This is a genomic window from Streptomyces sp. NPDC056231 (genome assembly GCF_048270745.1).
Lineage (GTDB): Bacteria > Actinomycetota > Actinomycetes > Streptomycetales > Streptomycetaceae > Streptomyces.
This window is the reverse complement of sequence record NZ_JBLVKW010000001.1, coordinates 97,542-121,978: the sequence shown is the minus strand read 5'-3', so window position 1 is coordinate 121,978 and position 24,437 is coordinate 97,542. Positions and strand designations below refer to the sequence as shown.

General features: G+C 71.5%; 21 protein-coding genes and 1 other RNA gene. 11 read left to right on the top strand and 11 right to left on the bottom strand.

Features of this window, described 5'->3' with window-relative positions:
* Window position 1 precedes the first annotated feature (1 nt).
* Both ACNPQM_RS00540 and ACNPQM_RS00535 read right to left on the bottom strand, forming a co-directional pair.
* Entirely contained in the window at window positions 2-724 is a 723-nt protein-coding gene (locus tag ACNPQM_RS00540) for an ABC transporter permease (protein WP_418082384.1), read from the bottom strand.
* Window positions 724-1,674 (bottom strand): ABC transporter ATP-binding protein, encoded by a 951-nt coding sequence (locus ACNPQM_RS00535; protein ID WP_418082383.1) that lies wholly within the window; start codon window positions 1,672-1,674, stop codon window positions 724-726. Before ACNPQM_RS00535 ends, ACNPQM_RS00540 begins: the two co-directional genes overlap by 1 nt.
* A gap of 308 nt (window positions 1,675-1,982) precedes the next feature.
* On the opposite strand from ACNPQM_RS00535, the gene ACNPQM_RS00530 reads away from it, so the two are divergent.
* Genes ACNPQM_RS00530 through ACNPQM_RS00520 form a run of 3 tightly spaced genes read left to right on the top strand, consistent with a single transcriptional unit; the run spans window position 1,983 to window position 4,926 of the window.
* Window positions 1,983-2,837 (top strand): MaoC/PaaZ C-terminal domain-containing protein, encoded by an 855-nt coding sequence (locus ACNPQM_RS00530; protein ID WP_418082382.1) that lies wholly within the window; start codon window positions 1,983-1,985, stop codon window positions 2,835-2,837.
* 30 nt (window positions 2,838-2,867) lie between these two features.
* A complete protein-coding gene (locus ACNPQM_RS00525; protein WP_418082381.1) occupies window positions 2,868-3,944 on the top strand; it encodes a Zn-dependent alcohol dehydrogenase in 1,077 nt (358 codons plus the stop codon).
* A 34-nt stretch (window positions 3,945-3,978) separates the two neighbouring features.
* Window positions 3,979-4,926 (top strand): 3-oxoacyl-ACP reductase, encoded by a 948-nt coding sequence (locus ACNPQM_RS00520; RefSeq protein WP_418082380.1) that lies wholly within the window; start codon window positions 3,979-3,981, stop codon window positions 4,924-4,926.
* A 400-nt stretch (window positions 4,927-5,326) separates the two neighbouring features.
* Here the strand turns inward: ACNPQM_RS00520 and ACNPQM_RS00515 are convergent, their stop codons facing one another.
* Window positions 5,327-6,649, bottom strand: a complete 1,323-nt coding sequence (locus ACNPQM_RS00515; RefSeq protein ID WP_418082379.1) for a hypothetical protein — start codon at window positions 6,647-6,649, stop codon at window positions 5,327-5,329.
* Window positions 6,650-6,852: 203 nt separating this feature from the next.
* Between ACNPQM_RS00515 and ACNPQM_RS00510 the strand changes: the two genes are divergently transcribed.
* The 4 genes from ACNPQM_RS00510 (at window position 6,853) to ACNPQM_RS00495 (ending at window position 10,817) form a co-directional block, all read left to right on the top strand.
* Window positions 6,853-7,896, top strand: coding sequence for an ABC transporter substrate-binding protein (locus ACNPQM_RS00510; RefSeq protein WP_418082378.1), 1,044 nt, complete (start codon window positions 6,853-6,855; stop codon window positions 7,894-7,896).
* A 109-nt stretch (window positions 7,897-8,005) separates the two neighbouring features.
* Complete coding sequence (locus ACNPQM_RS00505) at window positions 8,006-8,851, top strand: Nif3-like dinuclear metal center hexameric protein (RefSeq protein WP_358859516.1); 846 nt, start codon at window positions 8,006-8,008, stop codon at window positions 8,849-8,851.
* The gene (locus tag ACNPQM_RS00500; RefSeq protein ID WP_358859567.1) at window positions 8,848-9,591 is read left to right on the top strand and encodes a zinc ribbon domain-containing protein; all 744 of its coding nucleotides are present in this window, start codon (window positions 8,848-8,850) and stop codon (window positions 9,589-9,591) included. Before ACNPQM_RS00505 ends, ACNPQM_RS00500 begins: the two co-directional genes overlap by 4 nt.
* The gene (locus tag ACNPQM_RS00495) at window positions 9,591-10,817 is read left to right on the top strand and encodes a bifunctional RNase H/acid phosphatase (protein WP_418082377.1); all 1,227 of its coding nucleotides are present in this window, start codon (window positions 9,591-9,593) and stop codon (window positions 10,815-10,817) included. Before ACNPQM_RS00500 ends, ACNPQM_RS00495 begins: the two co-directional genes overlap by 1 nt.
* A 106-nt stretch (window positions 10,818-10,923) precedes the next feature.
* On the opposite strand, the gene eda is transcribed toward ACNPQM_RS00495, so the two are convergent.
* Window positions 10,924-11,547 (bottom strand): bifunctional 4-hydroxy-2-oxoglutarate aldolase/2-dehydro-3-deoxy-phosphogluconate aldolase, encoded by a 624-nt coding sequence (gene eda, locus ACNPQM_RS00490; RefSeq protein WP_358859514.1) that lies wholly within the window; start codon window positions 11,545-11,547, stop codon window positions 10,924-10,926.
* A 73-nt stretch (window positions 11,548-11,620) separates the two neighbouring features.
* Window positions 11,621-12,421: a peroxide stress protein YaaA gene (gene yaaA, locus ACNPQM_RS00485; RefSeq protein ID WP_418082376.1), complete on the bottom strand. Its 801-nt coding sequence runs from the start codon at window positions 12,419-12,421 to the stop codon at window positions 11,621-11,623.
* 224 nt (window positions 12,422-12,645) lie between these two features.
* On the opposite strand from yaaA, the gene ACNPQM_RS00480 reads away from it, so the two are divergent.
* Both ACNPQM_RS00480 and rnpB read left to right on the top strand, forming a co-directional pair.
* Window positions 12,646-14,088, top strand: coding sequence for an RNB domain-containing ribonuclease (locus tag ACNPQM_RS00480; RefSeq protein WP_418082375.1), 1,443 nt, complete (start codon window positions 12,646-12,648; stop codon window positions 14,086-14,088).
* A 109-nt stretch (window positions 14,089-14,197) separates the two neighbouring features.
* Window positions 14,198-14,599: RNase P RNA component class A (gene rnpB / locus ACNPQM_RS00475), an RNA gene on the top strand.
* Window positions 14,600-14,799: 200 nt separating this feature from the next.
* Here rnpB and ACNPQM_RS00470 read toward each other — a convergent pair.
* Together ACNPQM_RS00470 and ACNPQM_RS00465 are read right to left on the bottom strand one after the other, a co-directional pair.
* On the bottom strand, window positions 14,800-15,447 hold the full coding sequence (locus tag ACNPQM_RS00470; RefSeq protein WP_418082374.1) for a protein-L-isoaspartate(D-aspartate) O-methyltransferase: 648 nt from the start codon (window positions 15,445-15,447) through the stop codon (window positions 14,800-14,802).
* Between the two features lie 7 nt (window positions 15,448-15,454).
* Complete coding sequence (locus ACNPQM_RS00465) at window positions 15,455-15,751, bottom strand: hypothetical protein (RefSeq protein WP_418082373.1); 297 nt, start codon at window positions 15,749-15,751, stop codon at window positions 15,455-15,457.
* Window positions 15,752-16,011: 260 nt separating this feature from the next.
* Here ACNPQM_RS00465 and ACNPQM_RS00460 point away from each other — a divergent pair, with 260 nt between their 5' ends.
* Window positions 16,012-18,168, top strand: a complete 2,157-nt coding sequence (locus ACNPQM_RS00460) for a hypothetical protein (RefSeq protein WP_418082372.1) — start codon at window positions 16,012-16,014, stop codon at window positions 18,166-18,168.
* Window positions 18,169-18,451: 283 nt separating this feature from the next.
* Here the strand turns inward: ACNPQM_RS00460 and ACNPQM_RS00455 are convergent, their stop codons facing one another.
* From ACNPQM_RS00455 to ACNPQM_RS00440, 4 genes are all read right to left on the bottom strand, one after another.
* Window positions 18,452-19,354 (bottom strand): MauE/DoxX family redox-associated membrane protein, encoded by a 903-nt coding sequence (locus ACNPQM_RS00455; RefSeq protein WP_358859508.1) that lies wholly within the window; start codon window positions 19,352-19,354, stop codon window positions 18,452-18,454.
* A 31-nt stretch (window positions 19,355-19,385) separates the two neighbouring features.
* Window positions 19,386-20,000 carry a cell wall protein gene (locus ACNPQM_RS00450; RefSeq protein WP_418082371.1) on the bottom strand — a complete coding sequence of 205 codons (615 nt, stop codon included), beginning with the start codon at window positions 19,998-20,000 and terminating at the stop codon, window positions 19,386-19,388.
* An 11-nt stretch (window positions 20,001-20,011) separates the two neighbouring features.
* Window positions 20,012-20,434, bottom strand: coding sequence for a hypothetical protein (locus ACNPQM_RS00445; protein ID WP_358859506.1), 423 nt, complete (start codon window positions 20,432-20,434; stop codon window positions 20,012-20,014).
* Window positions 20,435-20,770: 336 nt separating this feature from the next.
* Window positions 20,771-22,123, bottom strand: coding sequence for a phosphoribosyltransferase family protein (locus tag ACNPQM_RS00440; RefSeq protein WP_418082370.1), 1,353 nt, complete (start codon window positions 22,121-22,123; stop codon window positions 20,771-20,773).
* Between the two features lie 812 nt (window positions 22,124-22,935).
* Here ACNPQM_RS00440 and ACNPQM_RS00435 point away from each other — a divergent pair.
* Window positions 22,936-24,411 (top strand): AAA family ATPase, encoded by a 1,476-nt coding sequence (locus ACNPQM_RS00435; protein WP_418082369.1) that lies wholly within the window; start codon window positions 22,936-22,938, stop codon window positions 24,409-24,411.
* Window positions 24,412-24,437: the final 26 nt, after the last annotated feature.

The window sequence follows — 24,437 nt, the reverse complement described above, 5'->3', positions numbered from 1 at the left end:
GTCACACGGTCCTCGCGGACCGACGGTACGAGACGACGGCGTACGCACCGAACAGCAGGAGCCATCCGCCGAGCACGGTGATCGTCCCCAGGGAGGGTGCGTGGCCGCTGGTGGTCGCCCAGCCCAGGTCGGCGAACCGGTGGGCGGGCGTGAACCTGCCGATGGAACGAAGCCATTCGGGAAGCAGCTCCAGCGGGAACCACAGCCCGCCGATGATCGCGAAGCCCATCAGACAGGCCACGTTGACGACCCCGGTGCCCTGCGGGGTGAGCCGGTAGCCGTTGCCGAGGCCGAGAAGGGTGAACGGCAGCGCGCCGATCCACAGCAGCAGTGCCAGTGCGATCCACTGCCAGGCGCCCAGCCGCACCCCGTTGAGCAGTCCGCCGGCCAGCAGCACCGTCACGATCGTCGGCAGGACGGTCACCGAACCGCTGATCGCCCGGCCCACGACCGCCCGGGAAGGGGCGAGCGGGGTGACCCGCAGCTGTTGAAGCCAGCCAAGCGTCTTGTCGGAGGCGACCCCCGTACCGATCGACATGGCGGAGCCCAGCGCACCGTACGCGGCCATGCCGACCATCGAGGCCGTCTTCCAGCCGTCGACGCCCTCGCTCCCGCCGATGTTGGTGAAGAGCAGATACATCACCACCGGCATCCCGGTCCCGAAGATCAGGAAGAAGCCGTCACGCAGTGTCCGGCGCACTTCGAGCACGATGTAGCGGAACATCAGACAGTCTCACTCTCGGAATCGGTTGCGGGTGCTGTTGCGGCCGGTGCGGTCAGGGCGAGGAACGCGTCCTCCAGCGTGGCCCGGGATACCTGGAGGCCGCGGATCGCGTCGAGGCGGGCCAACTCCATGACGGTGGCGTCCGAATCGTCGGTGCGCAGCAGCGCCCGGTCCCCGGACACCTCCACGGTGACGACGCCGGGCAGCAGCTCGAGGCCCGCGGTCGGCCGGCCCGCCAGGTCGAAAGAGACGAGACTGCTGCCGGCCGAGGCCCTGATCGTGTCGGCGCTCCCGTCCGCGACGATCCGGCCCCGGTCGAGGACGACGATCCGGTCGGCGTTCTCGTCGGCCTCCTCCAGGTAGTGCGTGGAGAAGAGGACCGTGTTGCCGCGCCGGGCGTAGGCGCGCATGGAGTCCCAGAACGCCCGCCGGGCCTCGACGTCCAGGGCGGCGGTCGGCTCGTCCAGGACGACCAGCTCCGGGTTGCCGGCGAGTGCGACGGCGAACCGGACGCGCTGGATCTGCCCGCCGGAGAGCTTGTCGATGCGCCGGTCGGCGTACGCGGAGACACCCGCCAGGGCCAGCGATTCGGCGACCGGCATCGGGCTGGGGTAGGTGGAGGCGACGAACCTGATCAGTTCGCGGACGGTGACCCGGGGGATCGGCCGCCCGTCCTGCAGCATGGCGCCGACCCGGCCGGCCCGTACCGCCTGCTCGGGGGTGGAGCCGAGCAGCTGCACACCGCCCGAGTCCGGCTCGTTCAGACCGAGCAGCAGGCTGATGGCGGTGGACTTGCCCGCGCCGTTGCGGCCGAGCAGTGCGACGGTCTCGCCGCGCTCGACGGTCAGGTCGATTCCGTCGACGGCCCGTACGGTCCGCTCCGCCCGGCCGAAGGTCTTGACTGCCCCGGTGAAGACGACCGCAGGCCCGTTCCCCGTTGTCTTTTCCATGGAACCGACGGTACGGAGCCGGGCCCGCACTCCGGCAGACCCGCTTGTACGGAGTCCGCGATGACAAATGTCATGGCCCGGGTGGGCACCTGAACGGCCCCGGCGGGCGCCTGATCACCTTTCCGCGCAATAGATCTGACGGTATGTCAGCAGTCTTCACAACGGCTGGGAGCTGCGTTATACATAGGGCCAACCGGCTAGAACGCGTTCTAGAACAGGCGTCGCGGCCGGTCCCGCACGACCTCGGTGCGGCCGACGGTGCGGACGGCCGTGCCGAGGTCTTCCCACCATCAAGGAGCAGCTCCCCCATGCCCATTGATGCCGCAAAGGCGATCGCCGCCGACCCCCGGACCGCAGAGATCGGCTGGAACCACAAGGACATCCAGCTCTACCACCTCGGACTCGGCGCGGGAATCCCCGCCACCGACCCCGACGAGCTGCGCTACACCCTGGAGTCCCGGCTCCATGTCCTGCCCAGCTTCGCCACCGTCGCAGGCGCCGGCATGGGTGTCGTCGGCGGACTGTCCTCGCCCGGGATCGACGTCCACCTCGCCGCCGTGCTCCACGGCGGACAGACCGTACGGGTGCACCGGCCGATCCCGGTGAAGGGCAGGGCCGTGCAGACATCGAAGGTCGCCGCCGTGTACGACAAGGGCAAGGCGGCCGTCCTCGTCCTGCGCACCGAGGCCGCCGACGACGACGGCCCGCTGTGGACCAACGACGCCCAGATCTTCGTCCGGGGCGAGGGGGGCTTCGGCGGCGAGCGCGGCCCGTCCGAGCGGCTCGCGCTCCCCGACCGGGCACCCGACCGGGTGGTCGAGCGGACCATCCGGAAGGACCAGGCGCTGCTCTACCGGCTCTCCGGGGACTGGAACCCGCTGCATGCCGACCCCGAGTTCGCCGAGTTGGCCGGCTTCGACCGGCCGATCCTGCACGGTCTGTGTACCTACGGCATGACGCTCAAGGCCGTGGCCGACACGCTGCTCGACGGTGAGGTGGCCCGGATCGGCGCATACAGCACCCGTTTCGCCGGGGTGGTCTTCCCGGGCGAGACCCTCCGCATCCGGATGTGGGCCCGGGACGGCCGCGTCCAGGTGGCCGTGACCGCCGCCGAGCGGGACGACGCGCCGGTCCTGGCCGACACGCTCGTCGAACACTTCTGAATCACGCAACGACCTGAGGGGAGCCGCACCATGCGCGCAGCCGTACTGCACGAGATAGGTCAGGACAAACTGGAAGTCCTCGACGACGTCGAGGCGGTGGGCTTCGGCCCGGGCAAGGTCAAGCTCCGCATCCGGGCCACCGGGCTGTGCCACTCCGACGTCTCGGCGATGAGCGGCGTGCTGCCGCAGCCCGCCCCCTTCATCCCGGGCCACGAGGGCGCCGGCGAGGTCCTCGACGTAGGCGACGGCGTGACCGGGCTGAGCGCGGGGGACCGGGTGCTGGTCTGCTGGCTGCCCGCCTGCGGGGCGTGTGCCGCCTGCAGGCGCGGCCAGACACAGCTCTGCCTGGCCGGGTTCATGAACGCGGGCACACCCAACTTCAAGCGCCCCGGCGGCGACGTGTTCGGCTTCGCCGGGACCGGCACCTTCACCGAGGAGGTCGTCGTCGACGGGGGCTGCGCGGTGCCGATCCCCGATGACGTGCCCTTCGAGATCGCCGCACTGATCGGTTGCGGGGTGACCACCGGACTCGGCGCCGCGATCAACACCGCTCAGGTGCAGGCAGGTTCGTCGGTCGCGGTGATCGGCTGCGGCGGCGTCGGCATCTCCACCGTCCAGGGGGCCAGGGTCCAGGGCGCCGCTCAGATCGTCGCCGTCGACCCGGTCGCGTCCCGGCGCGAGGCGGCACTCCGGTTCGGCGCGACCGAGGCGGTCCCGCCCGACGAGCTCGCCGACGCCAAGCAGCGGATCACCGGCGGCGAGGGCTTCGACTACGTCTTCGAGGTCGTCGGCAAGTCGGCGACGGCCCGCACGGCGTACGAGAACACCCGGCGCGGCGGCACGCTCTGCATCGTCGGCGCGGGCGCGATGGACGATCACTTCCAGGTCAACATGTTCGAGCTGTTCTTCGACGAGAAGCGGATCCTGCCCTCGATGTACGGAGGAGGGGACGTGCTCCGCTCCTACGAACGGGCCATCGCGCTCTGGCGGGCGGGCCGGATCGACCTCGAATCGATGATCACCCACCGGGTGCAACTGGCCGAGATCAACGATGCCCTCGGCCAGATGAGGACCGGCGAGGCGCTCCGTACCTGCATCGAACTCTGACCACCGCCCCTTCCGAGAGGACTCCGGGATTCCGATGTCACAACCCCTTCCCCTGGACGGGCTGTCCGCGATCGTCACGGGCGCGGGCCGCGGCCTCGGGCGCGCCGAAGCACTGGAACTGGCGGGGCTCGGCGCGGCCGTCGTCGTCAACGACTACGGGCAGCCGGGCCGCGACGGCTCCGGCGAGGCGTCCGCGAGCCCCGCCGAGGAGGTCGCCGAGGAGATCCGTGCGGCGGGCGGCAGGGCCGTCGCCCACCTCGGCGACGTCTCCGACCACGAGCAGGCCCGCGCCCTGGTGGAGCTGGCCGTCAGCACGTACGGCACGCTCGACATCCTGGTCAACAACGCGGGCATTCTGCGCGACCGGATGGTCTTCTCGATGACCGAGGACGAGTGGGACTCCGTCATCCGGGTGCATCTCAAGGGCCACTTCAACACCACGCACTTTGCCGCGGCCCACTGGCGCGCGCGCTCCAAGGAGTCCGGCGGCCCGGTCTACGGCCGGGTCATCAACACCTCGTCGGAAGCGTTCCTGGCGGGTTCGGCGGGCCAGCCGAACTATGCGGCGGCCAAGGGTGGCATCGTCGGCCTCACCACCTCGACGGCCCTGGCCCTGGCCAAGTACGGCGTCACCGCCAACGCCATCTGCCCGAGGGCCCGCACCCGGATGACGGCGGACGTCTTCGCGGGATTCGATGAGCCGACGGACGGCCGGCTCGACGCGCTGGCCCCCGAACACGTCTCCCCGCTGGTCGGCTATCTGGCCTCGCCGGCGGCCGCCAAGGTCAACGGCCAGCTGCTCGTGGTGCACGGCGGGATGGTCGCGATCGTCGAACGCCCCCGGGTGGCTGCGAAGTTCGACTCGTCCAAGGAGACGTTCTCCTTCGGCGAGCTGGACGAACTGATCTCCCCGTACTACGCGGAGCGTCCGCCGAACGAGACGTTCGCGGCGGCGGAGGTGCTGGGACTGAAGCGGGGCTGACCCCCGGGCGGCAGCACACAAGGAAGGGCCTCCGCAGCCGAACAGCGCTGCGGAGGCCCTTCCGCCACTCGTTCCCTCGTTGTTTTCCGTGCGGTCAGGCCGCTCGGCTGCCCCCCTCGGCGGGTCGCCGGTGGCGACCGTGCGGCTGCCCGTCCGTGCTCTCCATCGACACCCCCCCTCGGTGCTTTCCGGAGCCGTCGGCGTCGGCCCGTGCGGCGTCCGCCCCCTGCGGGCGCGTCTGGGTCGTGTCGGTTCGGGCTTCAGACATGTGGGAAGTCCCCCGTTGTGATCGCTTGCGTGTGTGTCACCGGGACCATTGCGCCACCACCACCCGACACGGTCACCGTCGGCAACCGCGCCCATCGGCTAGTAGGGGTGCCCCCTGGCCCCGGTCCAGAATTTAACCAGGTGCCGTGCGCCCCACGAGCGGCGCCTGGCCCAGTGGCACCGGCGTGCACACGGAAGGAGGCGTGGCAGCCGCGGACGGCTGCATACCGCTTTCCGTCCACGCAGGCCCGGCGCCGCGTTCCCCGTCCTCCGGTGCCTGCAGCAGGGCCACCCCGCACGGTACGTCCCGGCCGGCGTACGGGAGCTTGAGAATGCCGTCCTGGGTCCACACCCCGGCCCCGGCCAACCATCCGTCCGGGGCAGCCAGTTGATGCAGCCTCCGCCCAGCCGGACGCCACACCCCGACCCAGCTGCCGGCCGCCCCGTCGATCCGCAGCGCCACCGCACAGTGCTCCGGCATCAGCATCTGCCCGGGCTGCACGGCGAACGGCGTCACCGCGACATCCGCCGGATGCAGACACTCCGGGAAGCGCACCGGCAGACAGCTGCCGAGCACCCCCCAGCCGAGCCGGTCGTGGCCCGGCGCATCGGAACGGATCAGCAGCAGCCCGCTGTCCGTATCGGCGAGCAGCAGACGGTCGTTGCTGTCCGGCGTGATCTGCAGCAGCGGCGACACCTCGCCACCCCGGTCCAGGTCCACGGCGACCGCCTTCACCGGACCGCCGCCCACAGGCTCCCGGTCCAGGGCCAGCATCCGCCCCGCCCGGTTCAGCCAGACCCCGCCGGAGCATCGTCCAGGCACCTCGGCCACCCGCTCCGGCCCGAACGCCCCGCCCGCCACCAGCCAGACGGCGGTGGAGCGTTCACCGACGGACAGTGCGTACGCGCTCGCACCGTCCGGCGACGGCGGCAACAGGGTCAGGGGGGTGTCGTCGGCGCACTCGACGGTGCCGAGGGGCAGTTCGCCGGTGCCGGGGCCCGTCGGGTAGAGCAGAAAGAAGGCGTGCCGGTCCGCCACCCGCCGCCGGATCAACACCCGCCCGTCGGCGAGCGGCAGCACCTCGGAGTCCGGCTCCTCGGGCTGGTTGAGGGGGAGTGGCACGGCGTACGGCTCGTGCCCGTCGAGCGTCCAGCGCTCGGGGCACCAGGCGGCGTCCGGCGCCTGCCCGGCGAGCGCGAGCCGCGCCGCGTAGGAGCCGTCGGCGGTGATGGTGAACGTGCCGGTACCGGTGGCGGCAGCTCCGCCCGGCCCGACGGACTCGGCGGGTCCGTCGGGGGCATGAGACGCACCGGACTCGCCCCGCTCGCCGGGCTCGATGAGCGCGCCCCGTTCCTCCGGCTCGTCCCGGCCCCCGGGTTCTTCCACTTGTCCGGACGCGGGATCCGCCGTCGCGGCGGCCCCGGCCGTCTCACCCTCGATGGCGCAGGCAGTCATGGGCTCGTCACCTCCGGCCACCGAAGCTAGTTTTCGCACTTCCTGCCGAACAACACGTGACCCGCCACTTCACACATAAGGATGGTGATGCCCGGATTCGCCTGAGAGTGAGGGGAGGGTGTGCTTCTGACGGAGCGTGCGGGTAAGGTTAGGCATTCCTAAGTAATCCTGTGACTCCCTCAACTGGAGCAAGTGACCACGTGATGTCCATACGACGCCGCAGCACCGCAGCGGTCGGCCTGACAGTGGCCGCCGCCCTCGCTCTCTCCGCCTGCAGCAGCGAAGGCGGCGGAAAGGCGGGCGATTCGGCCAAGTCCGCCGGCGGCGACAAGAAGGCGGCTGTGGCGACGGGCGGCAAGGACTTCGGCGACGCGGCGAAGAAGACGGCCGGGTACGGGACGGACGCCCCGGCGGGCCAGTTCCCCCGGACCCTCACTCACGCCATGGGCAAGACCGAGCTCAAGTCCGCCCCGAAGCGGGTCGTCGTGCTGGACGTGGGCGAGTTCGACAACGTCGTCTCACTGGGTGTGAAGCCCGTGGGCTACGCCCCCTCCGAGGGCGACGAGGCCATCCCCTCGTACCTGAAGAAGGACGCGGGCAACCCGAAGAACGTCGGCACGATCAACAGCCTCAACCTCGAGGCGATCGCGGGCCTGAAGCCGGACCTGATCCTCGGCAGCCAGCTGCGCGCCGCCGACAAGTACGACCAGCTCTCCAAGATCGCGCCGACCGTGTTCTCCATCCGTCCGGGCTTCACCTGGAAGGAGAACTACCTCCTCAACGCCGCGGCGCTGGACAGGACCGCCAAGGCGAAGAGCCAGCTCGACGCGTACGAGAAGAAGGCCGCGAAGCTGGGCGAGGACATCGGCCCCGACAAGCCGACCATCTCCATGGTCCGCTACCTGCCGGACCGCATCCGCCTCTACGCGAAGGCATCGTTCATCGGCACGATCCTTGAGGACGCAGGTCTGCCGCGGCCCAAGAACCAGCAGATCGACGACCTCGCCACCGAGATCAGCCCCGAGAAGATCGACGAGGCGGACGCCGACTGGATCTTCACCGGCGTCTACGGCGACCCGAAGGCGACCAAGCGCGACACCGCACAGTCCAACCCGCTGTGGAAGAACCTGAAGGCGGTCAAGGAGGGCCGGGCGAAGGATGTCCCGGACGAGACCTGGTACCTCGGCCTCGGCGTCACCGCGGCGAACCTGGTCCTCGACGACCTCCGCGCCGACCTGGTCAAGTAACCGGCCGGGCAGAACTGTGCGTAACGACACGTAACCGACTGTCGCCCGGCCTTCACGGGTCGCCTCAGTCATGGGCAACGGGGCACGGACGGAAGGTAGCCTTTCCTCCGTGCCCCGTCTGTCTGAAGTCCTCACCGCGCTCGACGCCCTCTGGCCTCCCGAGCGGGCCGAAGGATGGGACGCGGTCGGAACGGTCTGCGGAGACGTGGACAACCCGGCTGCCGAAGTCGACCGCGTGCTCTTCGCCGTGGACCCGGTCCAGGAGGTCGCCGACGAGGCGGTCGGACTCGGAGCCCAGCTGATCGTCACCCACCACCCCCTCTACCTGCGGGGTACGACGACGGTCGCGGCCGACACCTTCAAGGGCCGGGTCGTGCACACCCTCATCAAGCACGACATCGCCCTGCACGTCGCGCACACCAACGCCGACACCGCCGACCCAGGGGTCTCCGACGCCCTCGCCGGCGCCCTCGATCTGCGGGTCACCGGCCCCCTGGTACCCGACCCGACCGACTCCAAGGGTCATCGAGGCCTCGGCCGGATCTGCGAACTCGACCACCCCGAGACCCTCCGCGACTTCGCGGCCCGCGCTGCCGCGCGGCTGCCCGCCACCGCGCAGGGCATCCGCATGGCCGGCGACCCGGACGCGCTCGTGCGTACCGTCGCGGTCAGCGGCGGCTCCGGCGACAGCCTCTTCGACGCCGTGCGCGCCGCGGGCGTCGACGCCTTCCTCACCGCAGATCTGCGCCACCACCCGGCGTCCGAGGCCGTTCAGCAGTCTCCGATCGGCCTGATCGACGCCGCGCACTGGGCCACCGAATGGCCTTGGTGTGAGCAGGCCGCGGCGCAGCTCGACGCGATTTCCGACCGCCACGGATGGGACCTGCGGGTCCATGTCTCGAAGCAGGTCACCGACCCCTGGACCACCCACCACTCTTCTGGAGCCCCCAACTGAACGCCGCGCCCGCCGACCAGATCCGACTTCTCGACGTCCAGGCCCTCGACGTACGGCTGTCGCAGCTTGCCCACAAGCGCAAGTCGCTGCCCGAGCACGCCGAGATCGACTCGCTCACCGCCGACCTCGCACAGAAGCGTGACCTGCTGGTCGCCTCGCAGACCGAGGAGAGCGACACCGCCCGCGAGCAGACCAAGGCGGAGCAGGACGTCGACCTGGTGCGCCAGCGCGCCGTCCGCGACCAGCAGCGCCTGGACTCCGGCGCGGTCACCTCGCCGAAGGACCTGGAGAGCCTGCAGCACGAGATCACCTCGCTGGCCAAGCGCCAGGGTGACCTGGAGGACGTCGTCCTCGAGGTCATGGAGCGCCGCGAGTCCGCACAGGAGCGCGTCACCGAGCTGACCGCACGGGTCTCCGCCGTCCAGGCCAAGGCCGACGACGCGACCGCCCGCCGGGACGCCGCGACGCGGGAGCTCGACGACGAGGCCGCGACCGTCACGAAGGAGCGCGAGCTCGTCGCCGCCTCCGTACCGGCCGATCTCCTCAAGCTGTACGACAAGCTCCGTGCCCAGTCGGGCGGGGTCGGCGCCGCCCGGCTCTACCAGCGCCGTTGCGAGGGCTGCCGGCTGGAGCTGAACATCACCGAGATCAACGACGTGAAGGCGGCGTCCCCGGACACGGTGCTGCGGTGCGAGAACTGCCGCCGCATCCTGGTCCGTACGGCGGAATCGGGCCTGTAATGACGGAGCCGCGTCAGTTCGTCATCGAGGCCGACGGAGGCTCCCGGGGCAACCCGGGGCCCGCCGGGTACGGCGCGGTCGTGATCGACCCGGTCACGGGGGAGACGCTCGCCGAGGCCGCCGAGTACATCGGCATCGCGACGAACAACGTGGCCGAGTACAAGGGCCTCATCGCGGGCCTGAAAGCCGCGAAGGCGCTGGTGCCGGACGCGTCGGCGGACGGTGCGCTGCGGGTGCGCGTCCGGATGGACTCCAAGCTGGTCGTGGAACAGATGTCGGGCCGCTGGAAGATCAAGCACCCCGACATGAAGCCGCTCGCGGCGGAGGCGGCCCGGATCCTTCCGGCGTCCGCCGTCACGTACGAGTGGATCCCGCGCGAGAAGAACAGGCACGCAGACCGGCTCGCCAACGAGGCGATGGACGCGGGCCAGCGAGGCAAGCAGTGGGAGCCGTCGGCGTCGACGGCCGCACTCGACCTGCCTCCGGTCAGCGGTCCTCCCGGGGACGCGGCGGCAGGCGCCGCGAAGGCACGGGCGGCGATGTCCACCCGTCGTGAACCCGCGGCCACCCCACAGGTCGGCTGGGGTGCCGCCCCCGACCTGGGTGCGCCCGCGACGTTCGTCCTGCTCCGTCACGGCGAGACGGCCCTCACCCCCGAGAAACGGTTCTCCGGCAGTGGTGGCACCGACCCCGAACTCTCGGCGGCCGGCCGCCACCAGGCGGAGCGCGTGGCCGAGTACCTCGCGGCCCGCGGCACCATCCAGGAGATCGTCAGCTCGCCCCTGCGCCGATGCCGCGAAACGGCGGCGACGGTGGCCGCGCGCCTGGGCCTGACCGTCGAGATCGAGGAAGGCCTGCGTGAGACGGACTTCGGTGCCTGGGAAGGCCTGACGTTCGCCGAGGTCCGTGAACGGTACGGCCCCGACCTGGACGCCTGGCTTGCCTCCACGAGGACGCCCCCCACGGGCGGCGGCGAGAGCTTTGCCGAGGTGGCCCGCCGGGTCTCGTCCACCCGCGACCGCCTGACCACCCGCTACGCGGGCCGCACGGTGCTCCTGGTCACGCACGTGACCCCGATCAAGACCCTGGTCCGCCTGGCTCTGGGCGCCCCGCCCGAGTCCCTGTTCCGCATGGAACTCTCGGCGGCGTCGCTGTCCGCGGTGGCGTATTACACGGACGGCAACGCGTCACTACGACTGCTGAACGACACATCGCACCTCCGGTAGAAAGCGGAAGCCGCCGCTTCCCCGGGACACGGAGTCCTCCGTGACCCCTCGGCACCCACCGGGGTCCGGGGCGGAGGCCCGGCTCGGGAAGGGGCGGGGCGGGGAATCAGCCGCGCAGCGCCGCCGCCTCGCCCGCCAGCCGCTCCACCCGCGCCCAGTCCCGTGCCGCCACCGCGTCCCTGGGCACCATCCAACTGCCGCCCACGCAGCTGACGTTCGGCAGTGCCAGGTACGACGGAGCCGAGGCGAGCGAGATGCCGCCCGTCGGGCAGAACCGGGCCTGGGGGAGCGGTGCGGACAGCGCCCCGAGGTAGGCCGTGCCACCCGCCGCCTGGGCCGGGAAGAACTTCATCTCGGTGACCCCGCGCTCCAGTAGAGCCACGACCTCGGACGTCGTCGAGACGCCCGGCAGGAATGGCACCCCCGACGACTTCATCGCGTCCAGCAGCACATCCGTCCAGCCCGGGCTGACCAGGAACCGGGCCCCGGCCGCCACCGTCTCGGCGACGTTCTGCGGGGAGATCACGGTGCCCGCGCCCACCACCGCATCCGGCACCTCGGACGCGATCGCCCTGATCGCGTCCAGCGCCGCCGCCGTCCGCAGTGTCACCTCGATGGCCGGGAGCCCGCCCGCGACCAGGGCCCGGGCCAGCGGCACTGCGTCGGCGGCGTCCTCCAGGACGACTACGGGAACTACGGGGGCGAGGTCCAGCACAGAGGAGGAGGGCATGGCCACATCCTGCCGCGCTTACAGCACAGTACGCAACGAGCGTTGCACATGCTGCAACGGTATGTGTTCGGTGTCAGTGGATCTCCGTCACGACCACATCGAGTGCCCACGGCCGCCCCGCCCGCACCGGAGCCTCCGCCTCCACCACGTATCCCAGCTCCCGCAACGCTTCCACCAGCTCCGCAGGCCCCTTCGGCCGGTCCCCCGACTGCAGCAGGTCGCGGACCATCCGCCCCTTCGTCGCCTTGTTGAAGTGACTGACCACCGACCGCTTCTCCACCCCGTCCACCATCTGGGAGTGCAGCACCCGCACGCTCGCCGTACGCTCCGCCACCGCACCCTTCGGCTTCCACGCCGCCGTGTACGCCGACGACCGCAGATCCAGCACGAGCCCGTCCCCGGCCGCTTCCGGCATCACCTCGGCCATCGGCGCCCGCCAGTACGCGCCCAAGGCGCCGAGCCCCGGCAGCTTCACCCCCATCGAGCAGCGGTACGACGGAATTCGGTCGCCCACCCGTACCGCGCCCCACAGCCCGGAGAAGACCAGCAGCGACTTCCCGGCCCGCCGCCGGGCCGCCGTGTCCAGGGACGCCAGGTCCAGGGCGTCGTACAACACCCCGGTGTAGATCTCCCCGGCGGGCCGTGTCCCCGCCGTCCGCAGCTCGACGTTCTTCGCGATCTCGCCGCGCAGCCCTTCGCTGAGACCGAGCACCTCGCGGGCCTTCTCGTCGTCCGCCACGCACAGCTCGACCAGCTCGTCGACGACCGCGGTCCGGGCCTCGGCGAGCCCCGGCAGCGACAGCGACTCCGGCTTCAGGGGTGCTCCGCGACCCGAGGCGGCCTTTCCTTCGGAGGGCGGCAACAGCACGAGCACGGCGGTTCTCCTTCATACGAACAGGGAAGCGGCCCCGCGACTGCCCAAGGCCCGCCTGCCAGAGTAAGGGGACGCCCGGACCGCCCGGCCCGGCCCCCGGACCGCAGGCGCACGGCAGCCGGACCGCAGCACCACTCGTCCCGGACCGCACGACCACCCGTCCCGGACCGCAGACGGCCCGCACCCGGGATGCCGGTCGCCCCGCTCCGCCATACGCTCGGTCCATGCCCCGCCGCCATCTCCACATGACCGGCGCAGCCGACACCCCGCTGCGGGCTGCCCTGCGCGGACTGCGCACCACGCTCGGACTGCCCGCCGATTTTTCGCGCGAGGTCCTCGCGGAGGCGGCGCAGGCGGCGAAGTCTCTCGTCCTGACCGGACACCAGGACGCGACCGACCTCCCCCTCTTCACCATCGACCCGCCCACCTCCACCGACCTCGATCAGGCGATGCACCTCGAACGCCGGGCGCACGGCTTCCGGGTCCACTACGCCATCGCCGACGTCGCCGCCTTCGTCCGCCCCGGCGGCGCACTCGACACCGAGGCCCACCGCCGGATGACGACCCTCTATTTCCCCGACGGCAAGGTGCCGCTGCACCCCGCCGTGCTCTCCGAGGGCGCAGCCAGCCTCCTTCCCGGGCAGACCCGCCCCGCCGTGCTCTGGCGGATCGACCTCGATGCGGAGGGCCGCGCGGGCGCCACCGACGTACGCCGGGCCCTGGTCCGCAGCCGGGCCAAGCTGGACTACGCGGGCGTCCAGCGGCAGATCGACGCGGGCACCGCCGAGGAATCCCTGGCCCTGCTGAAGGACATCGGCCGGCTCCGCGAGGAGCAGGAGGTCGACCGAGGCGGGATTTCGCTCGATGTGCCCGAACAGGAGATCGTCCAGCGTGACGGCGCGTACGGCCTGGAGTACCGGGCCCCGCTGCCCGCCTACGGCTGGAACGCCCAGATCTCCCTCCTCACCGGGATGACCGCCGCCCATCTGATGACCGAGGCGGGCACCGGCATCCTGCGTACGCTTCCGGTCGCCCCGGACGGTGCCGTCGCCCGGCTGCGCCGCTCGGCCGAGGCGCTGCACATCGACTGGCCTCACCACGTCCCGTACGCCCAGGTCGTTCGGTCGCTCGACCCGAAAAGGGCGAGCCATGCCGCGTTCCTGCAGGAGTGCACCACCCTGCTGCGCGGCGCCGGATACACGGTCTTCGACCACGGTGAACTCCCCACCCCCGCCGTCCACGCCGCCGTGGCCGACCTCTACACGCACTGCACCGCGCCGCTGCGCCGCCTCGTCGACCGGTACGCGGCCGAACTGTGCGTCGCGGCAGTCGCGGACCAGGAGCCGCCCGCGTGGGTGACGGCCGCGCTCCCCGTCCTCCCGAGGGAAATGGCCGAGGGCGCCCGCCGCGCCAACACAGTGGAACGCGAGTGCGTCGACCTGGTCGAGGCGGCACTCCTCAGCGGCCGGGTGGGCGAGGTCTTCGACGCGTATGTGGTCGACGTACAGGACCAGGAACCCACCATCGGCACGGTCCACATCGAGCACCCCGCCATCGTGGCCCGCATCGACGGCGGCACGACGAAGCTCCCCCTGGGCGAACGGCTTCGGGTCCGCCTCACCCAGGCGGACCCGGGGGCGGCGAAGGTACTGTTCGCCCCCGCGTGAGAGCGGTGACGGCGGCGCGCGGACGGCCGGCCCCGGGCTGATCCACGAAGATCGACAGGACAGGACCTGGGCCTCCCGCGCGTCCGGGTAGCATGGTCGACACGGCAGACGAGCCGGGCGGACGGCCGCGTGGGGATTTTCGGATCCTCCCGAGGAACGTCCGGGCTCCACAGGGCAGGGTGGTGGCTAACGGCCACCCGGGGTGACCCGCGGGACAGTGCCACAGAAAACAAACCGCCGGGGACTTCGGTCCTCGGTAAGGGTGAAACGGTGGTGTAAGAGACCACCAGCGCCTGAGGTGACTCAGGCGGCTAGGTAAACCCCACCCGGAGCAAGGTCAAGAGGGGCCGTCTCAGGACGGCCCTGCGCGAACGTCCGAGGGCTGCCCGCCCGAGTTCGCGGGTAGACCGCACGAGACCGGCAGCAATGCCGGTCCTAGATGGATGGCCGTCTCCCCGGCCGCCGCGAGGCGACCGGGTGACAGAACCCGGCGTACAGCCCGACTCGTCTGCCGCCTTCTCACTGCCTGGAGGTGCTTCCTCCGGGACCGGGCGTCCCCGTATCAGGCGGTCCAGCCCCAAGGGGGAACCTCGGAGGGGAGAAGGCCGGCCGTGTGTGGGAGCCGAGTCGCAGCGGCACACCGGCTCAGTGGCCAGATCGGACGCGACGGCCTGTCCGCGGAAAGAGGCGGCGGTCTGTCGGTCTGCCGGTCTAGGGAAAGCCGTACCGCCCCCGCAGACGCACGAAACGGGCCGCCGTCAGCAGCCGCACGGTGACCAGCCCCGAGGAGGTGCGCCGGAAGGACATGACGTCCTCGTCCCCTCCCGGCCCGATGGGCTGTACCAGACGGCCGCCGAGCCGCAACTGCTCAATCAGTGGCACGGGGACATCGGGGAACGCGGCGGACACGAGGATGGCGTCATAGGGAGCGAGGTCCGGCACGCCGCCGCTGCCGTCCCCGATCCGTAGTTCCACGTTCCGGATGTCCTGGCCGGCCAGATTGCGCCGGGCCTGAGCCGCGATGTCCGGCCACATCTCGATGCTCACCACGTCGGCTGTCAGCCGGGCGAGCAGCGCGGTCTGGAAGCCGAGTCCCGTACCGACCTCCAGTACGTGCTCGTCCCCGTCCAGGCCGAGACTCTCGATCATCATGGCCGACAGCGAGGGCTGCGTGGTCACCTGCTCGTAGCCGATCGGCACCGGTACGTCGTCGTAGGCGGCCGCCGCACGGTTGCTGGGGACGAACTGCTCTCGCGGCGTCGTACGCACAGCCTGGAGCAGGCGCTCATCGCCGATCCCCGCCGCACGAAGGGCCCGTACGAGATCATCGGGAGTACGAGCAGAATCTCGCGAGCGCACCGGGTGCTCAGGTGTGATCGACGAGCTGCGCGAACCTCTGCCGGTAGGCGCAGTGCGCACAGCGGAAGAACTGCCCCTCGGCCTGCAAACCGCAGTCGGGAGTGTGGCTCCGACAGTCGGTGCACACCGGAGCCAACTGCGGGGCAGCGCGTTCCGCACTGTCGGGGACGTGGACAGCTCCCTCCGCCGCTACCTCGAAAGAGGTCAGTGGGATGCGCTCGGGGGGACCCTCGCGCCGGCGGACCCCCGGTACGAACCGTGGGTCCCAGCGGACCCGGTGACAGATCTGGTCGATGGTCCGCATCACGCCTCCTTTTCCGCCCTCACACCTTCTCTTCCTCCAGGGTGCCGCGTGCACCCTGTCCTTTCGATGCCGTCGCCGCCACGCTCACGCTCCGCTGCCGCGCGGGCGTCCCCGAAGGGTGCCTTCCGTACCCGTCGTCCGTACTCGGCTGTCTTTCCCTTCTCGGCGCCTTGTCGGCGCTGGGCCCGGCTTGCCCGCGGCCGGTAGCGTGGGCAGCGGAGACGGAGCCCTGAGAGAGGCAAGAGCGGGAAATCATGCGGATGATCTTCAATCCCGCGGAGGAGAACGAGTACGAGGCGGCCTGTGATCTCTTTGTCCACCGGTTCGACCGGTGGGCCCGGGAGAACGGGATCGACGCCGATCCGTTTGTCGCCGAAGCCGCTCTGGAGTACCGCCATATCGGTACGCCGGACGGCAGGCTGGGACTATGGGACCAGCGGCACATCGAGGAGTTCCTGCTCGACTGGGTTCCGCGGTCGGTGACCGTACTTCCCGACGAGGAGCCCGCCGATGCGCCGGGCACTCTGCGGGCCCTGCTGCGGTATCTGGATGCCGTCCACCTCGCGGATCCCCGAGGGGCGTCCCTGTCCGAGGGGCTGGAGGCCGTCGAAGCGGCAGCGCCGCGCTACGCGGATGCGATGGCCGACCGCAGCCGCTGGGGCATGGCGAAGTTCTGGGTCACCACCGCCGCGGAGCAAGGCGTCGACGTCCACGACGAGCAGGCGTTGCAGGACTTCGTGGCGAGGGCACAGCGCGAAGAGGTGACCTACGACCCCGAGGTGCTTCAGGCCGTCGTCGAGCGGCAGTTGCGCAGTTCCGGGCCCGTACGGTCCGAGCCGCAGCTCCCGATCGCGCTCCCGGGCGACGACGTCCTGCGGGAGCAGGCCGAGCGGTCACCGGTGCTGCGGCAGCTGCGCGGCCTTGCCGAATGGGCGGGGCGCGAGGGCCGGGCGCTCACCGGCTCCGGCAGGCTGCGGCTGTCCGATGCGCGGGAGCTCGCGGAGCGGCTGGACACCGGAGACAGCCCCGACTCGGTCCGCTCGTCCGCGGATCTGCCGCGCCTCAACCTCCTTGTGGAGTGGGCCAAGACAGCGAGGCTGATACGAGTCGCCAAGGGCAAGCTGTACGTGGTGGCCAAGGCGGAGCCCGTGCTGAACGACCCGCTTGGACTGTGGCGGCGCGCCTTCGACGCGTTCCGCGAGCTGCGCGGGCCAGTGAGGGGCGCGCGCGGTGGCAGGTCCGGAAATTCCGTGCTGTCCGCCTACGACGCCTACGACGCCTACGACGTGTACGACGTCATCCTGCCCGACGTACTGGCAACCCTCTACAGCCTGCCGTACCCCATGCCCTGGCCCGCGTTGCGGGACACCGTCCACCTCGCCCACCGTTCGCGTTCGCTGCTCGGCGCCTTCGCCACGTTCGAGCAAGCCGACGACGATCTGCGCACCGTGCTGGCTGTGCTGGAGAGCCTGGGGGCGATCGAGTGCCACTGGGGGATGGCCGATCCCGTCTTCGCGGATCCGGCGACGAGCGAGAACGACATCGCGGGGTGGGCCGGAATACCGACCGAGGACGATGGCGACCCCGAGACGTCGCCCGGCGTGCTGCCGGGGATGCCGACCGGACGTGCCGGACTGCTGGGCGACGTCCTGTCGGATGACGCCCTGTTGGACGGCGCCCTGTTGGACGAGGAGGCTACCCGGCGGGCCCGGAAACTGAAGTCCGAACTGAGCGCCGGTCCTGTTGAGTTGATCCTCCTCACCGACCTCGGATCGGACTCCGTGCGTCGTCGGCTGCTGGCCGAAGGCCGGGACGCACCTCTGATCGGTGAGCTTGCCCAGGCCCCGGCGGCCGGCCTGCTGGGCGTCCTCGCCGATGACTACGATCCCGAGTCCGCCCGGGCGGAGCTCGCCGGGTGGATCGCCGTCCACGGCGCCCGGCCCGCGGCGCTGGAGCAGCTCGTCCACACGGTGCGGACCATGCCGTTCCGCACCCGGGCCGAAGCCATGCTCGACGTCCTCGTCTCCTCCCTCGACGACGGGGAGCGGCTGCTGCGAAGTCTCCGTTCGGACCCATCGCTGGCTCCCACCGCGCTGAGCCTCCTGGCCCGTCGGGAGATTCTTTCCCCCGAGGACCTGACGGAGCCGGAAAGTCTGCTCATGGTCGCTGAAAGCCTGTTGCAGCTCTGTGAGGCGACTGGCGCCGACAGGATGAGAGAGGTACTGCACCAACAGGGCCGTGAGGTCGAGGAAGCACTGCGGGCGGCTCTGGCCTCCGGTCACCCGGACCGGGAGGGCCTCACGATCCTTCAGGCCCTCGCCGAGCGTGTGTCCCGGGAGCGCAAGGCCCACGTCGCCCTTGTTCGGCAGCGCGGCCACCGAGAGAACGGCAGACGGGGCGGCAAGCGGCGCCGCTGAGGACCTGGCGTTCAAGACCGGCCGGGCGACCGTATGACAGCGGCGAGTCAGCCGCCCGCACCTCGTGTCCGTCACCGAGCGGTGCCGAGAGGCAACGGAGAAATCTCCCGGCGAAGGTGCCGGTTGCCCCCGGCATACGGCCCGGCTCGTCTGCCGCTCGTACGGTCGGCCCGCTACGGCGCCCGGCAGGTATGGAGAAGAGGGCCGGACCCGCGGCTGTCGCGGGTCCGGCCCTGTCGTGCTCCTCAGGACTGTGGGGCGCCGAGGTGCCCGTCCGAGGGTGTCAGCCCGCCATCGGCAGGCTCTTCCGCGACGGCACCGCGCCCAGCTCGTCCACGGCCACCGCCTCCCCGCTGTCCGCGTCGATGTAACTGACCCGGACGACCGGGTCGTCACCGGTGTCGCGGCCGGCCGTGGCGTCGAGTGCGAACACCACCGCGACCGGACGCGCGTTCTCCCCGTCCCCGTACACACCCGAGTACTGGAGAATGCGCCAGCCGTCGTCCTCCCAGTGGTCCAGCAGGGCGGACCGGACCACCGGTGCGGCGGCCTGCCAGGCAAGGGAGTTCTCCAGGAGTTCGACGCTCGCCGCGACCGGCACCTGGTTCCCGGTGGCGGTGCCGAGGAGCGGGTGCCCGAAGACGCGCAGCCTCGTCCGGCGCAGTGGCAGCAGCCACCACCGGTCGAGATCGGCCGAGAGAGCGATCAGGACCGCCGCCGCCCCGGCCAGGAAGGCAACGGAACCGGCCGGCCGCTCGGAGACCGCCGACCACCAGGTGCCCCGCGCCGCCACCACCGTGGCACCACCGATGAGTACGACGGCCGCCCGTGCGAACGCCCGCCAGGTGATGGGGGAGTCCTCACGTGCCGAGCAGCCGCAGGAGGACTCCGGAGCCATGGCCCGGCCGTAGCCGAGATAAGCGAGGAAGCCCGCCCCGAGGACCGCCGCGGCGGCCCCCGGCACCGGGTTCGCCGGGGCCGCCAGCAGACCTGCGGCGATCAGGAGTTCGCCCGCCCCGGTTGCGCGCAGCACTGTCGTGGCCCGTTCGCTGCTGCGGAGCATGCGGGCCAGCGCCGTCTTCGGCGCCTGCTGTGCGGTGCCCCGGCTGAACGCCTTGACCGCTCCGGTCCACCCGAGCAGGCCCGCGAGGACCAGTGGGGCGAGGCCCGTTGTCAGTGACAGCATCTCTTCCTCTCTCTGTGCCCTCGGTCCCGCCTCAGTGCCCGACGGAGATGCGGACGACGTCCACCGAGTTGTCGGACGGCCGCCAGGCACCGAGCACCTGGGCGCTCTGCCCGATACGCAGTCGGGACAGGTCGGACGTCAGGGCGCGGCCCGCGTAGGAGGCGGTGGCGTCCGGGGCGACGTGGCCGACCAGTTCGTGCTGCCCATGGGCGAGGTGCAGCCGGTTCTTCGCGATGCCGCGGATCTGCGTGTCCAGGTTCACGATGTTCACCCACACCGCGTCGGCGGCCACGGTGCCGTCGGGCATCGTGACGCCGCGCGCGTAGAGCCCGTCGCCGACCTCGATCACCTCGGCCGTGGTGGCGCGAACCTTCCACACGCTGGTGACGTTGGTCATCTGCACCCGGGAGTGGCCGCCGTTGGAGCCCGCCACCTCCAGGACGCTGCCGGTGATGCCCGTGATGCGGCCCTCCACGAAGGCGGACCTGGCTATCGCGGGGTCGAGCGAGGGCTCCGCGGCGAAGGCGGCCTCGACGTCGAGGCCGCCGAGCGCGGTCGCGCCGACGATGGTCGCGCCGCCGAGGGCGGCAGTGGTGAGGAAGCGCCGACGCCGCATCCCGTCGGCCCGGTCGTGTCGTACGGTCATGGCCGTCCCCCTCACTCGTAGATGTAGACCGGCAGCTTGCCGGAGCTCAGGTTGCCGATCGCCGAGAAGGCGGCCGGGGTCAGGTCGAGGACGCGGTTGGTGCGGCAGGTGCCGTTGCAGCACGTCGCCTCTCCGCACCAGTCCTTGGTGCGTGGGCCGCAGTCGGTGATCGTGATGCACACCGTCGCGCCCGAGCACTGGTGTTTCACGTTCATCACCGCACCGCAGCCGCGTCTGGGAATGTTCTCGCCACAGAGGTCGGGCCGGGTGATGTTCCAGCATGCCTGTGAGGCGTTGGGCCACGCGCCGTGGCGTGCGCTGGACTGGCAGTTGCCGCAGGCGCCGCCACCGGCGCTGGAGCACGGGCCCCAGGCGTTGCCGCAGCAGAACCAGCTGGTTTCACCGGCCCACAGGCTGGTGGATCCGCAAGCCATCGTGTTGCCTCCCCTAGAAGATGACAAGTGCATGACAAGTGCGGCGGCGGCCGACAGGCACAAGTCGAGCGGGGATGCCCACGCCGCCGCCGGGGACAGCTGTGCGAGTGAAGCAACCCAATGATGCGCGTAGACAAGCGGGTTGCATAGATGGCCGCCTTCACCGGGCCCCGGTCCGCTCGGAGTACGGCCGCCGCACTAGCCCGGGTGCCGGGGCATCGGCTCCGTTCGCGCGCCGCCGCCCTTCACGCACCGCGCCCATCTCGACACGGACCCGTGGGCGTACGTACGGAGCTGCGCGTCAGCGACGCGGCGGCCGCGCCGGCGCGCCGACGCTCAACCTCCCGGTCCTGCGCGCCGGCCCAGGTGGCCGGTGAACCACTCTGTTGCCAGGTGCGCCACCTGTGCGAGAGCACCGGGCTCCTCGAACAGGTGAGTGGCGCCGGGGACCACGGCGAGCCGGCTCTCGCAGCGCAGCTGTGCCTGAGCCTGGCGGTTGAGGTCCAGCACCACCTCGTCCTCGCCTCCGACGATGAGCAGCGTGGGCGCGGTCACCGCCGGCAGGCGGGGCCCGGCCAGATCGGGCCTGCCGCCGCGGGAGACGACCGCCACGGCCGGGGAGCCCGGCTCCGCCGCCGACCACAACGCGGCGGCCGCGCCGGTGCTGGCGCCGAAGTAGCCCACCGCGAGGCCTTGGGCCTCGGGCTGTTCGAGCAGCCAATGGGTGGTGTCGGTCAGGCGGCGGCCCAGCAGGGCGGTGTCGAAGACGTTGGCCCGGTCCAGCTCTTCCTCCGCAGTGAGGAGGTCGAACAACAGCGTGGCCAGGCCGACCCTGTTCAGCGAGTCCGAGACGGAGCGGTTGCGCGGGCTGTGCCGGCTGCTGCCGCTGCCGTGAGCGAACACCACGAGGCCCGTGGCCCCTTCGGGCACGGCCAGCTGCCCGGCGAGCCGGACCGGTCCGGCGTGCACAACCACGTCCGGATCCGCGACGGGCGGAGCGGCGGATCGTGCGGCATCCTGCGCGGCCGAGCCCAGCGGACCGCTCCCTGACAGCCGCTCTGCCGCCCGCTCGAGGCAGGCGATGACCTCGGAGTCGGTGGTCTGCGCGAAGTCCTCGTAGAACTGCCCGATCCCGAGGAAACCGACCGGGGTGCTCGGGCACACCAGCTCATCGGCGGCGTCCTGCATCTTGGCGGTCCAGCCCTCCGGTGCCACGGGGACGGCGAGCACCACCCGGGCCGCTCCCTGGCCGCGCGCGATCAGGCAGGCGGCCCGGGCGGTCGACCCGGTGGCGACGCCGTCGTCGACGACGACCACCGTCCGGCCCCTGACGCCGGTACGCGGCCGGCTGCCCCGGTAGCGCCGGGCACGCCTGTCCAGCTCTGCGCGCTCCCGCTCCTCCACAGCGGCCAGTTCCTCCTCGGTCGTTCGCGTCGCATGCATCACCTCCTCGTTGACGACGCGCACGCCGTCCTCACCGATGGCTCCCATGCCCAGCTCCGGCTGGAAGGGCACGCCGAGCTTGCGCACCACGATGATGTCCAGCGGCGCTCCGAGGGCCTCGGCGACCTCCGCCGCCACCAGCACGCCACCACGGGGAAGCCCGAGGACGACGACGTCCTCGCCCGCGAGGTTCGTCAGCAGCCCGGCCAGTCGCCGCCCCGCGTCAGTGCGGTCAGCGAAGTGCATGGTCCAGCCTCCTCGATGCGGCAGAACCCGGCCGCGACTCCCCGCGCGGACAGCTGCGCCCGGGGATTCCCGGGGCGGCAAACGTGCCGCTCACGGTCGCTCCTCGTCGGCGATGCGGCACGCTCGCGGCTCCTGCGGGCCGTCGGAGTCACGCTGCCGGTGAGGGGTGCGGCCCGTCCGGGACGCGCCCGTCCGTCGAGCCGGTCTCTTCGGTTCGCCACCGACCCACGAGCGGTGCGGAGGGGGGCTGATGTCAGCCGACTCCATCGACTGCTCCGGCAGTACCCGTCGGCCGCCGTCGCTGCTCCGCCCGCGGCTCCCACGCTCGTGGAGGGCAGCCGGCTTCTTGCCGGCCCTGCCTCACGCCCCACGCTACTCGCGTTCCGCGCAGGCGCGAGCGCCGAACGGCTTCACCACCGGAGCCCACCGTGACCGCCGCCCCGGCGCGCCAGGGACGCATCCCGCCGAACCCGATGAATCCGGATGAACGGATGATGCGGCCGGTACCTCGGTGGGGTGCCGGACCTCGGACGGGGCAGGTCGTGGACATCCCGTTCGCGTCGCTCCCGGACCGTCCACCGTCGCGGGCCCGTGCCGCCCGGTGGACGGTGTCGTCGCTGTCCACCCGGCCCCTTCGCTGCGCCTGGGACACCCACGTCGACACCGGACCACCGTGTGCGCGGCATCATCGGTCTGCACACCGCATCCCGCCACTGACTTGCACTGCCCGGTCCCGCTCGTTGGGAGGCGCGGCGGCCACCCCGGAGGTCTACTGGCTCTGGGGGCTGCCGCCGAACGATGGGAACCCACCCGTGCGATCCGCCACCGCCACTGCTGCCCGGCCGAAGGAACTCTTCGACCGTGAGGCCGAATGGGACGCGCTCGTCGCCTTCGCCCGCGATCCCCGGCCCGGGCCCGCGGTCGCCATCGTCACCGGGCCCCGACGGCAGGGCAAGAGTTTCCTGCTCCAGCAACTGACCTCGGCGACCGGCGGCTTCTACTTCGGAGCCCAGGACGTGGCGGAAGCGGAGTCCCTCCGGCGGCTCGGCGACCAGCTCGCCCGCCACACCGGTGCCACCCGCCCGACCCGCTGGAGCTGCTGGGCGGATGCGCTCGACGCCTTCGCGGCCCTCGCGAGCGAGCATCCGCTGCCCGTCGTCATCGACGGCTTCCCCGAACTCGTCCGGCAGAGCCCCGCACTGCCCTCCGCCGTCAGCGGTGTCTGCCGCCGGCTGCGCGAGGCGGGCCGGCCCAACCGGGTGCGGCTGCTGCTGTGCGGCAGCGCCATGCCGATGATGCGCCGACTGCTCGGCACAGACTCGACCTCGGCAGACCTTCACCTGAAGTTCCTGCCCCTGGACTTCCGGCAGGGCGCGCGGCTCTGGAGCATCGACGATCCGCGCCTCGCCCTCCAGGTCCACGCCGTCGTCGGCGCAAGCACCGCCTTCCGGTACGACCCGGCCGGCGAGGACATCCCGGCCGGTCCCGACGATTTCGACGCCTGGGTGTGCCGGACCGTCCTCAACCCCCGTCTTCCGCTGTTGTGGAAGGCCGGACACATCATCGAGCAGGAGCCCGACGGCTGGGACCGCGGCCTGTGCCACTCCACCCTGGCCGCCATCGCCGAGGGCTGCACGACGCCCGGCGCGATCGCCCACTGGCTGGACCGCCCGGCCACCGAGGTGCCCCACATCCTCTCCGTACTGCGTGACTACGGCCTCGTCGAGGGCGTACCGGATGCCTTCCGGCCGGGTGTGACCCGCTACCGCATCACCGAGCCGCTGCTCGCCTTCGACCACGCCGTCATCCGCCCCAACCGCATCGCGCTGGGGCAGCAGGGCCCCGCGGAGGTCTGGAAGTCGGCGCGGTCCGTCTTCGAATCCGCGGTGGTCCGGCCGCATTTCGCCCAGGTGTGCCGGGACTGGGTGACCGGGTTCGCATCCCGGGACACCTTCGGCCTCCGGCCTGTCACCGCCTCCACCGGGTCGCTTCCAGGGGTCCAGGGGCACCGGCCGGTCGACGTCGATGTGGTGGTCCGCGGCGAGGTCCACGGCCGTGCGGGGGTCCTGCTCTCGGTCGGCAGGGCGTGTTGGGACGAGGTCATGGACATGCACCACCTGCACGAGCAGCGCCAGATCCTGGCCGAACTCGCCGACCGCGGCGAGGACGTGAGCCGGGCTCGGCCGGCCTGCTACAGCGCAGCCGGGTTCAGCCCGCACCTGCGCGAGGCCGAGGCGCGCGGCGAGGTGGTCCTGGTGGATCCCCACCGGCTCTACCACGGAGAGTGAGAGGCGGCGTCCGGCTTCCCGGCGTG

Coding starts and splice junctions, on each gene's coding strand:
- eda (WP_358859514.1), bottom strand. CDS start 11,547: ATGCCCTCCTCCTCTGTGCTGGACCTCGCCCCCGTAGTTCCCGTAGTC.
- ACNPQM_RS00515 (WP_418082379.1), bottom strand. CDS start 6,649: ATGACTGCCTGCGCCATCGAGGGTGAGACGGCCGGGGCCGCCGCGACG.
- ACNPQM_RS00480 (WP_418082375.1), top strand. CDS start 12,646: ATGCCCCGCCGCCATCTCCACATGACCGGCGCAGCCGACACCCCGCTG.
- ACNPQM_RS00510 (WP_418082378.1), top strand. CDS start 6,853: ATGTCCATACGACGCCGCAGCACCGCAGCGGTCGGCCTGACAGTGGCC.
- ACNPQM_RS00495 (WP_418082377.1), top strand. CDS start 9,591: ATGACGGAGCCGCGTCAGTTCGTCATCGAGGCCGACGGAGGCTCCCGG.
- ACNPQM_RS00540 (WP_418082384.1), bottom strand. CDS start 724: ATGTTCCGCTACATCGTGCTCGAAGTGCGCCGGACACTGCGTGACGGC.
- ACNPQM_RS00465 (WP_418082373.1), bottom strand. CDS start 15,751: ATGCGGACCATCGACCAGATCTGTCACCGGGTCCGCTGGGACCCACGG.
- ACNPQM_RS00535 (WP_418082383.1), bottom strand. CDS start 1,674: ATGGAAAAGACAACGGGGAACGGGCCTGCGGTCGTCTTCACCGGGGCA.
- ACNPQM_RS00460 (WP_418082372.1), top strand. CDS start 16,012: ATGATCTTCAATCCCGCGGAGGAGAACGAGTACGAGGCGGCCTGTGAT.
- ACNPQM_RS00525 (WP_418082381.1), top strand. CDS start 2,868: ATGCGCGCAGCCGTACTGCACGAGATAGGTCAGGACAAACTGGAAGTC.
- ACNPQM_RS00445 (WP_358859506.1), bottom strand. CDS start 20,434: ATGGCTTGCGGATCCACCAGCCTGTGGGCCGGTGAAACCAGCTGGTTC.
- ACNPQM_RS00450 (WP_418082371.1), bottom strand. CDS start 20,000: ATGACCGTACGACACGACCGGGCCGACGGGATGCGGCGTCGGCGCTTC.
- ACNPQM_RS00440 (WP_418082370.1), bottom strand. CDS start 22,123: ATGCACTTCGCTGACCGCACTGACGCGGGGCGGCGACTGGCCGGGCTG.
- ACNPQM_RS00520 (WP_418082380.1), top strand. CDS start 3,979: ATGTCACAACCCCTTCCCCTGGACGGGCTGTCCGCGATCGTCACGGGC.
- ACNPQM_RS00455 (WP_358859508.1), bottom strand. CDS start 19,354: ATGCTGTCACTGACAACGGGCCTCGCCCCACTGGTCCTCGCGGGCCTG.
- ACNPQM_RS00530 (WP_418082382.1), top strand. CDS start 1,983: ATGCCCATTGATGCCGCAAAGGCGATCGCCGCCGACCCCCGGACCGCA.